Source organism: Dietzia sp. SYD-A1 (assembly GCF_015356725.1).
Taxonomy (GTDB): domain Bacteria; phylum Actinomycetota; class Actinomycetes; order Mycobacteriales; family Mycobacteriaceae; genus Dietzia.
Genome location: NZ_JADDKI010000229.1, coordinates 1 through 11,280 on the forward strand (window position 1 = coordinate 1; position 11,280 = coordinate 11,280).

Annotated in this window: 7 protein-coding genes and 1 pseudogene; 1 reads left to right on the forward strand and 7 read right to left on the reverse strand. The window is 70.8% G+C overall.

Annotated features, from left to right (window positions below):
• Positions 1 to 118: 118 nt before the first annotated feature.
• The 6 genes from IY392_RS10170 to IY392_RS10195 all read right to left on the reverse strand — a co-directional run bounded on the left by IY392_RS10170 (position 119) and on the right by IY392_RS10195 (position 9,379).
• The gene (locus IY392_RS10170; protein WP_194861141.1) at positions 119 to 2,098 is read right to left on the reverse strand and encodes an alpha/beta hydrolase-fold protein; all 1,980 of its coding nucleotides are present in this window, start codon (positions 2,096 to 2,098) and stop codon (positions 119 to 121) included.
• 243 nt (positions 2,099 to 2,341) lie between these two features.
• On the reverse strand, positions 2,342 to 3,484 hold the full coding sequence (locus IY392_RS10175) for an alpha/beta hydrolase family protein (protein ID WP_182613358.1): 1,143 nt from the start codon (positions 3,482 to 3,484) through the stop codon (positions 2,342 to 2,344).
• Between the two features lie 194 nt (positions 3,485 to 3,678).
• Complete coding sequence (gene zomB / locus IY392_RS10180) at positions 3,679 to 5,682, reverse strand: flagellar motor control protein ZomB (protein ID WP_194861142.1); 2,004 nt, start codon at positions 5,680 to 5,682, stop codon at positions 3,679 to 3,681.
• Between the two features lie 16 nt (positions 5,683 to 5,698).
• Positions 5,699 to 6,733: a decaprenyl-phosphate phosphoribosyltransferase gene (locus IY392_RS10185; protein WP_194861143.1), complete on the reverse strand. Its 1,035-nt coding sequence runs from the start codon at positions 6,731 to 6,733 to the stop codon at positions 5,699 to 5,701.
• Complete coding sequence (locus IY392_RS10190) at positions 6,730 to 7,389, reverse strand: phosphatase PAP2 family protein (RefSeq protein WP_375292909.1); 660 nt, start codon at positions 7,387 to 7,389, stop codon at positions 6,730 to 6,732. The genes IY392_RS10185 and IY392_RS10190 overlap by 4 nt, the downstream gene beginning before the upstream one ends.
• Positions 7,373 to 9,379: a glycosyltransferase gene (locus tag IY392_RS10195; RefSeq protein WP_228549258.1), complete on the reverse strand. Its 2,007-nt coding sequence runs from the start codon at positions 9,377 to 9,379 to the stop codon at positions 7,373 to 7,375. The genes IY392_RS10190 and IY392_RS10195 overlap by 17 nt, the downstream gene beginning before the upstream one ends.
• Positions 9,380 to 9,501: 122 nt before the next feature.
• On the opposite strand from IY392_RS10195, the gene IY392_RS10200 reads away from it, so the two are divergent.
• A complete protein-coding gene (locus tag IY392_RS10200; RefSeq protein WP_194861144.1) occupies positions 9,502 to 10,239 on the forward strand; it encodes a peptidylprolyl isomerase in 738 nt (245 codons plus the stop codon).
• Positions 10,240 to 10,471: 232 nt separating this feature from the next.
• On the opposite strand, the pseudogene IY392_RS10205 reads toward IY392_RS10200, so the two are convergent.
• A pseudogene (locus IY392_RS10205) lies at positions 10,472 to 11,280 on the reverse strand (DUF5129 domain-containing protein); the annotation flags it as partial.

Consider the following 11,280-nt stretch of genomic DNA (forward strand, 5'->3'; position numbering starts at 1 on the left):
GGCGGGGCCATGGTCTCCGAGTCGGGGACGCCGGACACCGTGGAGTCGCCACCGCCGCAGGCGGCCAGCATCCCACCCACCACGACGAGGGCGGCCCCGAGCGCCGCGGACCTGGCCGTCACGAGATCTCCGCCCGTCCGCCGGTCACCGTGATCCGGCCGCCCTCGAACTCCATGACCTGGCCGTCACGGGTGGTGCGCAGCGCGCTGGTGGGATAGCCGAGCCGGCCGCGTTCGTAGTCGACCGTGCCCCAGGCGTCGAACACCGGCCCGCGAGGCACGGCGTGCGCACCGGTGCGGGCGGACCAATAGATCGCCCCACCCTGGAAGCGGCTGAAGGCACCGCCCCGGGTGGACAGGGAGATCTCGTCGGTGACCGGGTACCCGAGCTCCGAGTTCTCCGCGCCCGCCTCCCGGTAGGTCGTCAGGATGGCCCCCTTGACGACCCTGGGGCCCGTGGCGGAGGACCAGTAGACGGTCCCGCCCTGGAAGCCCTGGACCACGCCGGGCTTGTTGGGATTGGTGATCTCGTCGGTCGTCGGGTACCCGAGGTCGCCGCGTTCGGCGCCGCGCTCCTGCCACATCGACCTGACCGCCCCACGGATGGCGTGCGCGCCGGTGGCGGGCGACCAGTAGATGACGCCGTTCTGGAACTGGGTGAACCTGCCCCTCCCGTCGGGCGTCGTGGTCTCGCCGGAGGTGGGCAGCCCGAGCGGGCCGTCAGGACCGCCCTCGGCCTGGTAGGCGGCGCCGATGGCCCCGAGGACCGAGTGCGCGCCCGTCTGCTGCGACCAGAAGACGCGTCCGAAACGGAAGTCGGTGGCCTTGCCGCCCCGGACGTCGTACTCACCCGTCAGGCAGGGGCCCAGACCGGGCTGACGCTCGGCGACGCGGGCGATCTCGCCCTGTGCGGCGCACGGGGGTTCGACGTTCTCGATCCCGACGGCACCCGCGAACTGCGGCCAGGCCTGCATCATCTCGAACTGCCAGTACGGCCACGTGTGCGTGCCCGACGGGCGGAAGTTGGCCGTCACCTCGACACCGGCGGCACGGGCCTTGTTGACGAAGGTCTGGGTGGTCATCCGCGAGAGCAGTTCGAGCCCGTAACCCGGGAAGTTGGTGGGGATGTCCGGCAGGCCCGACGGCTGGTCCCACGGCCCGGTGTTCCCGCTGCCCGCGGACACGTAGATGCTCCGACCGCGGAGCTTGTCGGTGTGGAGCTTGGGGTCCTGCTCCTGCCACCGGGTCGAACCGAGCGGTCCCCACATGCTCTCGGCCTGGTACCCGCCGGCGTCCTGCATGGCCACCTTGACGGCCTCGGGCATTCCGAAGCTGGTGGTGTCCAGGAATCCCGAGTAGCTGGCCGCGAACCGGAAGTGCTCGGGGTATCGCTGCGCGAGCATCATCGCGGCAGTACCGCCCATGGACAGACCCGCGACGCCGTGCTCGTCGCCCACCCGCCAGTCCCGGGCCAGCAGGGGTGGGAGTTCCTCCATCAGGAACGTCTCCCACTGGTATGCCGAGCCGTTGGCGTCCGCCACCCAGTCGGTGTAGAAGCTCGACTCGCCGCCGACGGGGAGCACGATGATCGCGTTCTTCGCGTCGAAGAACTGGGAGATCTTGGTCTCGAGGGTCCAGCCGCTGGCGTCGTCCCGCGCGCGCAGGCCGTCGAGCAGCAGGAGCGAGGGGTACGTGCGCTCCGGCTCCGCGTTCCACTGCGCCGGGAGCATGAGCTGCACCTGGATGGCCTGCTCCATGGCCGGCGACTGCACCCACAGTGCGACCCGGTTGGCCGTCTTCCACTCGACCCGGTCCAACCGGACCCCCGACGGGATGGTCGTCGGTACGCGCAGGGACGGGGAGTCCACGCGGCTCTCGGCCGGCTCCGCCCCGCCGGCGCCGGTCTGCGCCGGACCGGCGGTCGCCGGGGGGTTCTGTGTCGGGGAGTTCTGGGCCGGGGTCGCCCGGACCGGCGTCTCCTGCGCGCCCGCAGCCGGAGGGACGACGAGTCCGGAGCCCACCATTCCCACCACGAGAGGGGCCGCCAGGAGGGACGCCCACCGGGTGCGGGGGCTCGCGTGTGCGCTGGGGGTCGCCATGTGAGGTTCTCTTCCTTGCCGCGTCGTCGCCGACCGTCTCGGTGAACGGGCCGCGGAGAGCGACCCGGACAGCTTCTTCCCGGGGCCCTGGTCCGTCGTCCGCCCGCGGGCTCCCCTCCCGCGGCCGAACCCGGTGGTCACACAAGCGACCGGGGCCCCGCACGAGAATCTACGCACGGGGCCCCGGTGTGACGGGTGAGGACTCGCTGAGCGGAGCCCGATTCGTCGGCTATCCGGTCGTGATCACCACGCGAAGGCGTTCATCACGGGCAGGATCTGCGCCGAACGGGCGGCGATCAGGTCGTCGTTCCAATAGCCCCAGCCGTGGATGCCGGTGGTGCGGTAGTCGAACGTGGCCTGGTTCGGACGGGCGTTGAGGGTGTTCTGGAACGCGATGGTCGATCCGCGCGACAGGCCCTCGAGGATGATGCCGTTGAACGTGTTGAACACGGCCTGCAGGCTGGAGGGCTGGTCGTACTGCCCGGGGATGGCGGACCCCGCGGTGATGTACATCGGGATGTCGCGCAGCTTGTCCGCGTTGAGCAGCGGGTCGTTCTGACCCCAGCGCGGCGAGCCCGGCAGGCCCCACATCGCGAACGGGTCACACTTGCACTGGTCGAACATCGCCAGCGGGATCATGGTGTACATGCCCGGTGCGGTGGGGTTCATGTAACCGGAGAACACCGAGACCTGCTTGAACTGGTTGCGGTGCTTGGCCGCGAGCATCGCGGCGGCGGACCCGCCCATGGAGAGCCCGGCGATGGCGTTGTTGTCCGTGCGCACACCGAAGTGGGCGTTCAGGTACCCGGGCAGCTCGCGGGTCAGGAAGGTCTCGTACTTGTACTCGAGCAGGTTTCCGCCCAGGTTGATGGGCCGATCCCAGTCGGAGTAGAAGGAGACCTGGCCGCCGACCGGCATGACCAGGGTGATGTTGTCCTGGAGGAAGATGCGCTGCGCCTGGGCGTCGCGGGTCCACGCGTTCCAGTCGTCCCGCGCACGCAGACCGTCGAGGAGGTACAGGCCGGCGTTGCCGCCGAAGCGGGCGGGCTGGACCTGGACCTTGATGTGGCGGTTCATCGCCGGCGACCAGACCTCGCAGAGCTGAACCCACGAGGCGACCGGATCCCAGCTACAGCCGGGGCGCAGCCAGTTGCGGAACCCGACCGGGTTCTCGTCCCCGGCGGCCGGCCGGAACGCGGGGGCGGCGTTGGGGGCATCGCCCGATCCGGCCGATCCTGCTGATCCGGCGGAACCGAGGCTGGCCGACGAGCCCTGCTCGGTGGCCTGGGCGCCGGCGAGGGCGGGGGCGCCGACGACGAGGCCTGCAGCCGTCGCCAGGGCGGTGAGCCCGGCGGCGAACTTGCGCCGGAGGGTGGTCTGGGACATTCGTGGGTTCCTTTGTTCGTTCCTGGTGCCCTCAGGTCTCCCGGGGCATCGGTGACGTCCATCGGACCGGCCCCACCAGGGGAGGACCGGAACTGCGACATCGTAACTGTCGCTCAATCTGGGACAGGTGTTACAGGTCGGGGACCTGATCGATCCCCTACTGTTATCGATTCGAGACAACAGCTGGGGCCACACTACCGAGTGCCCTGGTACTTCTCCACTTTCTCAGGCATCGGCAACCCGCACCTCTGCACCTCGTACGCAGGGATTCTGTTGATGCGGTACTCGGCGAATGAGAATGCATTAACCAGGTTGGACCAGCGCTTCTCCAGCGTCAAGGGCCCGGTATAGGAGTCGATCAGGGCCTGGGTGGCAGGACACGTGAGTGCCACCTCCGCCTGGTTGACCCAGTTCACGTCGATCCACCGCGGGAAGTTGACGGGATCCTCGATCACCCCGGTGCGCGCGAGCACCCAGTCGTACGGCAGGAACTTGTCGTGCCCGATCCGGCCGTCCTCCATCCGGTCCGTGTGCGCGGCCAGGGGGGAGGCCAACCCCACCGTGTCGTAGACGTCCACGTCGAGCGGGAGGTTCATGCTCGTCATGCCCAGGTTGAGGAACACCACCGTCTTGAGTGGGTCGTCCGGCAGTTCGAAGGGCTCCAGGCCGGGCATCGGGCGGTCGTAGGCCACCACGTCCCACCGGTCCTGGAAGCCCGGAACCGGGAGGAAGACCGCCCCCGTCCGGTTGGTCGAGACGTCCCGCACCAGGGCCCGCATCCGCGGGAAGTCGAGGTAGTCGTCGGCCAGCAGCGGATGTCGGTGGCCGGTGCGCTGGATGTAGTACTGCCGCTCGTCGACGATCCCCGCGGCGGTGATGGTCTCCGGCTCGTCCCGGAACGGGTCCTGGACCACCTCGACGGTCACCGCCCACCCGACGACGACGAGCCAGGCACCGGCGACCACCGGGACCGCCACCCGCCGCACCCGGGCGTCGTCCTCACCGCGGGCGGGCCCCACGGGCAGAGGCACCACCGCGACGGGCAGGAGGAACAGGAACAGTGAGGGCAGCAGTACCCGGCCGTGCATGAAGTCCCCGCCGACCCGGGTGACGTAGGCCAGCATGATCACGGCCACCACGAGGAACGCGATCGTGACGACCGGGGTCGAGCGGACCCGGGCCCGCAGGCGGTCCAGACCGGTCACCTCGTCGCCGGCCCCCGTCCCGTCACCCCGCGCGGGGGCCGCCGAACCATGAGCGGGGCCCGACCGGTGCACGGCCCACAGCGAGACCAGCCCGGCGGCCAGCACCATCGCCAACGGCAGCAGCAGCACGTACGGCGACAGCAGGTCCCACAGGTACTGTGCGCCCTTGTCCCATTTGGACCCGCCCGCGTCCTTGGCGATGGCCGTCAGGGGGTAGGGCAGCGCGTAGTACGACATGCGCCAGACCTGGTAGACGATCGGGACCGTTCCGGCGAGGACGACCAACCAGCCCAGATGTCTCCACGACTGCTGCGACGCGGCCAGCAGCACCAGGAACACCACCGCCGCGAGCGCCAACTCCGGGCGCACCAGGGGACCGAGCCCGGCGACGAACGCGATCACGGCCGTGCCCGCCGCGGGGAGGCCGAAGCGGTACTCGCGGTGCGGCGCGCGGGCCCACCGCTGCAGCCCGAGCCACATGACGCCGATCCAGCAGATCACCAGCCCCGTCTCCAGGCCCGAGCTGGCGAAGTCGCGGGCGGGCGGCAGCATGATGTAGACCACGACGCCCAGCGGCAACAGCAGCATCGGACCACCGGCGGGGGCGCGCCGGGTCCCCCGGTACATCACCCGGGTGCCGAGCATCGCGCACGCCACCGCGACCATGCTCAGGGTCAGCGCCAGACCCAGGGCGACCAGTTCGAGCCGGTAACCGACCACCTCGTGGGTGAGATAGACGAGATAGGTCCACAGGGTGGAGGTGTTGGACTCGACCCGCTCCCCCGCGTTGAAGACGGGGCCGTTGCCGGCGATGATGTTGCGGACCGTGCGCAGGACGATCAGGCCGTCGTCGGCGATCCACCGGCGCTGCCAGGCACCCGCGAGGAACACCGCCACCACCACCGCGAGGCCGCCCCAGAAGACCGCCGGCTCGGCCGGGACACGCCCGGCCGACGGCCGCCCTGCCGACTCTCCCGGTGTCACCTGCGACATCGCCCACCCATCCCTGTCAGGCGAGGGACGGCACGACGTAGACGCCGATCACCACGGTGAGGACCCAGATCGCGGCGAGTATCTGCAGGACGCGGTCGCCGAGGGCGATGTCCTCGGGCTCGCCGGCCTGGGCTGCGTCGACGTCCACGGCGTAGCGCAGCACCGCGATGGTGAACGGCACGATCGAGATCTGCAACCACACGGCCGAGCCGGACGGCTGCGTGGGGTCGGAACCCCGGTCGTAGGCCCAGAGGGCGTAACAGAGCACGAGCACCGTCGCCGACAGTGTCCAGACGAACCGCAGGTAGGTCGGCGTGTAGCTCTCCAGCGCCTTACGGATCTTGGCGCCGGTCTTGAGGTGCAGGTTCAGTTCGGCATACCGCTTCCCGGCCGCCATGAACAGGGAGCCGAACGCCATGACCAGCAGGAACCACTGGGAGATCTCGACCTCGGCGGCCGCACCGCCCGCCACCGCGCGGAGCAGGAAGCCGGAGGAGACGAACGCGATGTCGAGCACCGGCTGGTGCTTGAGCCCGAAGCAGTACATGAGCTGCAGGACGATGTACACGGCCACGACGATCGCCAGCGCCGGGTGCGCGAACAGCACCGAGATGACGAGCGACGCCACGATGAGCGCCACCGCCATCCCGTATGCCAGCCCGACCGGGAGCACACCGGCGGCGATGGGACGGAAACGCTTGGTGGGGTGGGCGCGGTCCGCCTCGACGTCCATCGCGTCGTTGATCAGGTAGACGCTGGAGGCCGCCATGCAGAACGCCACGAAGGCGACGAAGACTGAGAACAGGACGGAGGTGTCCGTGAGCGTCTGCATGCCGGCCGCCGCGGGCGCCGCGACCACGAGGACGTTCTTGACCCACTGCCGCGGCCTGAGCGCCTTGACCATACCGTCCAGCAGGTTCTTGGGCGGCGAGCCCTTGGCCTCCTCCTCGGCCTCGGCGAGATCGATCTCGTTGGCGGTGTGCGGCTCCGCCCCGAGGAGATGGTGATCGCCCCCGCCCCGGGTGGCCGGGACTCCGGTCTGATCGGTCATCGATTCTCCTCGGGGGTCGGGATGGGGCTCGGTCCGGGCACGCCGTCACGAAGCGCGGCCGGCAACAGCTTCTGGACGCGGCCCGTGGGCCAGACCGCGCGCGTGAGCGCGGCGCAGCCCGCACCGACCGCGGCGCCGGCGACCACATCCGAAGGGTAGTGGACGCCCAGGACGAGCCTGGACGCCAGCATCACGGGAACGAGTGCGGGTGCCACCGGCGCGCCGCTCACCCCCCCGGCCAGCAGGGCGAACGCGGTGGTCGACGTGGCGTGGGAGGACGGGAAGCTCAGCGAGGAGGGGGTACCCACCCCCACCGCGACCGTGGGGTGGTCCGGTCGTCGCCTCCGGACGACACGCTTGACGACGACGGACGTGGCATGCGCACCGAAGCTGCCCACACCGACCATCGCCCACCGGCCCCGCCGGGCCGGATCGACCGCCATGCCGACCGCGGCGATCGCCATCCAGCCCAGAGCGTGCTCGCCCACGTGCGAGAGCGTCACGGCGGCCTCGCGCGACCCCGGCACCGCCAGGAGCCGACGCTGGATCCCGGCCAGCACCCGGATCTCGCCGGTCGGCACGGGGATCTCCACGGTGGGGCCAGCGCCGGAGTCCCCGGGGCCCGGCTTGGGTGCGGTCTCAGGCGTCGAAGACACGGCTCCAGGCCTCCTTGGTGACGAGTTCGGTGTGCGCCTCACGGTAGCGGCGCCGCATCTCCGGGAACCGGCGGAACAGTTCCCTGTGCACGGCCACCGACTCGGCGAACAGGGATCCTGCCTGCTCGCGGTCGCGCTTGCGGTAGACCACCCCGCGCCCGTCGGCGGTGGTGACGGTGGCGCCGTCGACCCGGCTGAGCGAGTACCAGCGCGCCTCCACCGGCGGGAAGTTGGCCTGCGGCACCTCGTGGTGCCTCTTGTCGTCCCGGCTGAGAGTGTGCGCGAGTCCCTTGGCCAGGGCGACCGCCTTGCGGACCGGGCCCCGGGGTTCGGAGTGGATCCCGGCCGGGCCTCCGGAGGGTGCGGGTAGGTCCACGGCCGAGGGGATGACCACGGCGTCGGGGAAGCCCGCGCGCATCGCCCTCACCTTGGGCAGCGCCGTCGGCAACAACTCGTACAGCGCCTCCGGTCCGCGGAGGAAGTCGCGGATGGCCTCGATCTGGATGGCCACCGTCGAGTACTCGAGGCACACCAGGTGCTTGACCAGCGCCTTGAGGCTCGACTGCATGATGCCCTTGTGATCGCCGTCGTGGTACAGCGACGCCACCACCAACCGGTTACGCAGATGAAAGTAGGCCTGCCAGTCGATCGCGTCGTCCTTGTCGGACCACGCCATGTGCCAGATCGCCACGCCCGGCATCGACACCGTGGGGTGGCCGGCGCGGCGCGCCCGCAGGCCGTACTCCGCGTCGTCCCACTTGATGAACAGCGGCAGGGGCTGACCGATCTTCTCCGCGACCACCCGGGGGATGAGGCACATCCACCAGCCGTTGTAGTCCACGTCGATGCGGCGGTGCAGCTCCTTGGGATTGTCCCGGTCGGTGAGGGGATACCGCGAGAAGTCGTAGTCGTAGTCCGCGTGGGGGGCGGCGGTCCACATGAAGTCGTGCGCCCCCACCACCTCGCCCATGGTGTGGAGGTGACAGCGCTCCTGGAGGTTGAGCATCTGTCCGCCGACCAGCATGGGCACGCGCGAGAACCGGGCGAACGCCAGGGCCCGCAGGATCGAGTCGGGCTCGATCTCGATGTCGTCGTCCATGTACAGGATGTACGGCGAGTCGGTGAGCCGCCGGGCCTCGTACATGATGCGGCTGTACCCGCCCGAGCCGCCCAGGTTGGGCTGGTCGAAGATCCGCAGGCGGTCGCCCAGGTCCTCGGCGGCCTCGGCGAACCCGGGTTCGTCGCGCACCTTCTTCCCGCCCTGATCGGGCATGAGCACCGCGTCGAGGACCGCGTCGACCTCGGGGTCGGAGGTGAGCGCCCGCAGCGCGGCGACCGCGTCCCCGGGACGGTTGAACGTGGGGATGCCGACGGTCACCCGGCGGTCGTTAGGAACCTGCACCGACGGGTCCGGGGTGCCGTCCGGGCCCGCGTCCGCGCGGGTCGCCGGCGCGTCCACGGTCGAGTACCACCCGCCCGCCAGCAGCTCGACGTCCGTGTCGGAGGTGAGGTCGAACCAGATCCACCCGCCGTCCTCGAACGGGCCCAGGTCGCACACGAACTCGACGGTGGTGACCCGGTCCGCGCCCGCCTCTCCCGGCTCGCCCACGACGTCCCCGGTGATCGCGATGCGCGACCCGTCGATCTTGGAGCGGTAGAGGTCCACGCGACCGGCACCGCGGATCGTCAGCCGCAGGACCACGTCCCCCAGCACCGTCCATCGCCGCCAGTACGCGGCCGCGAACGCGTTGAAGTAGGTGGCGAACGAGACCTCGGAGTCCGCGCCGACGCTGAGGGTCGTGCGACCGGCGGAGTGGGTACGGCGGGCGTTGGTGGGGGCCTCGGCGAGGTAGAGCGATCTCACGTCCAGCGGCTCACCCGCCCGGGGCAGGATGACCCGCTGCAGGCATTCCCGGCCGAGCGGGTCCGCGAGCCCGGCGACCGACCGCTCGACCTCGTCGACCAGTTCGTGGTGGCCGTGGTGGTGCATATGGATGTGTCCCCGTCCCTAGTCGAAAGCCGGGTCGATCGTACCCGGCGGGGCGTGGCGATCCCTCCCACCACGCGGATCCGGCGATCCACCCGGGGTGGCGCGCCCTCTAGTCTCGAGTCATGCACCTCACCTCCACAGCCCGGCCCCGTCCGACCGTCCGCACCGCCCTGGGGATCCTCGCCCTGTCGGTGCCCCTGGCGCTCGCCGGCTGCGGCGCCGACGACTCCCCGGCCGAGGACGCGACGGCCACCGGCACGACCGCGGGGACGCAGACCGGGGCCGAGGAGTCCGATGCAGGAACGGCCGACGCGGTCGAGTGCCCGCCCGCCGAGGGCACCGACGAGCGCGTCACCTCGTTCGGCTCCGCCCCGCCGATGTGCCTGACCCCGGGTGTCGACTACTCGGCGGTCATCACCACCGACGCCGGCGTGGTGACCGTGGACCTGCTCGAGGACAAGGCCCCGGAGACCGTGAACAACTTCGTCTTCCTGGCCCGCCACAAGTACTACGAGGGCATCACCTTCCACCGGGTGATCCCCGGGTTCATGATCCAGGGCGGCGACCCGCAGGGCACCGGCAGCGGCGGCCCGGGCTACCAGTTCGCCGACGAGCTGCCCGCTCCGGGCGAGTACGAGATCGGGTCGATGGCCATGGCCAACGCCGGCCCGGACACCAACGGCTCCCAGTTCTTCATCGTCACCGGAGACTCCGGCGTCTCCCTGCCGCCTGACTACAGCCTCTTCGGCACCGTCACCGACGGAATGGACACCGTCACGGCGATCGAGGGCGACGGCAGCCCGCAGGGCGCGCCGCGGACCGTGCACACGATCGAATCGGTCGAGATCGTCGAGAGCTGAGGCGGGCGGCAGGCGGGGCGGCTGGGCGGCCGGACCTATGCGGGCGCTTCGGACCAGTCAGCCCGCTCGCCACTCGCCACCCGCCACCCGTCCGCCTTGCGCGGGCCCTTTGGTCCTATCCGCACGCGCACCCCGACGGAAACCGGGCATAGCGGACGCGCACCCCACGCACCCCGACGGAAACCGGGCATAGCGGACGCGCACCCCGGTGAGGGCAGCGGACGACGCCGGGTCAGTAACCGCTCGACCCGCCGCCGCCGGAGAACGAGGCGTTGGAGTAGCTCGTGTTGGTGGAACTCGCCGCCTGGGCCGCCTGCACGTCGTGGGCGTGCCAGCTCGAGACCACGTAGAACGGCACGAAGCCGTTGTAGCCGTAGCCCGCGCGCCAGTCCCGGTCGTACAGTCTCGGCGCGTGGCGGTCGCCTGCATCGTCCGCCACCTCGACATCCGCAATCTCCCGGGCTTGGATGGCCTCGACCACGAGCCGGTAGTCCACCACGAGCCGCGCATAGCGGTCCATGAAGTCGGGCGCCTGCGTGTCCCGGGAGAGCTCGTCCGCCCGCGCGTCGAGGGCCCTGGCCTCGGCGGCGAGCCGCTCGTCCTCCGTCCCCAGCGCGGCGGCCAGCATGTCCTCGTGGAGCTCGCCGAGCTGGCGGCGGCGCACGTCCGCGTCACCCTGCTCCATGCGGAAGAGCTGGTCGATGTTCTTCTCCGCCGTCTCCATCTGATCGACCGTGGTGTGCGCGGTCTCGATGTCGTCGGCCTTCTCGCGGAACTCCGCGTCGGTCGACTCCGGCCGCAGGTCACCGATCCGGCCCATGACGGTGTCCAGCGCCAGGAAGCGGTCCCGCACATCCGCCCACTGGGACCGCAGTTCGTCGTCGGCCAGCGGGGAGGTGAGCGAGTTGGCGCGGATGTCCAGCCCGGTCAGTTCGCCCGCGACCCTCCCGTACTCGCGGGAGACCCGGTCGTAGCGCTCCCTCGCCGTCGCCGCCTTCTTCTTGCGGCTCGCCGCGACGCCCGCACCGATCGCGCCGGCGC